At 59.6% G+C, this 364-nt stretch carries 1 protein-coding gene; it reads right to left on the minus strand.

Annotation, left to right across the window (positions count from 1 at the left end):
- Positions 1 to 295 (minus strand): DUF2155 domain-containing protein (locus DC53_RS00005; protein WP_050484184.1); only part of this gene is annotated, 295 nt, incomplete at its 3' end.
- Positions 296 to 364 lie beyond the last annotated feature (69 nt).

The raw sequence follows: 364 nt of genomic DNA on the forward strand, positions 1-364 counted from the left end.
AAAACACTTCCCCTTTTAGAGGGTCGCGAATGGTGAGATAGGCATAGGCATCGCCCGTTGGGTTCGCAGCCGGATAGCGGCACTCCGTCAGAGTAACGATCAGCCCATAGATCTCGGCGCTGCCACCTATCTGGACTTCGACGTCCGTATGGTGTCCGTTGACCTTATCCAACCCCCGCAATACCGCAGAAGCCCCGGTCTCCGCAGGAACCTGCGCGGCGGCGGCGCCCCCCAGAGCAAGGGCTGTTGCCCCCAAAAGGGCAAGCTTACGCAGGAGAGCAACGGCAGAGATCACGACTCGTCTCCGCTGCCAGAAACAAACTTAACCAAAAGCGATATCAAGCTCACCGCGCCCTGCGTGTCC

The organism is Pseudoalteromonas fuliginea (assembly GCF_000690055.1).
GTDB lineage: Bacteria > Pseudomonadota > Gammaproteobacteria > Enterobacterales > Alteromonadaceae > Pseudoalteromonas > Pseudoalteromonas fuliginea.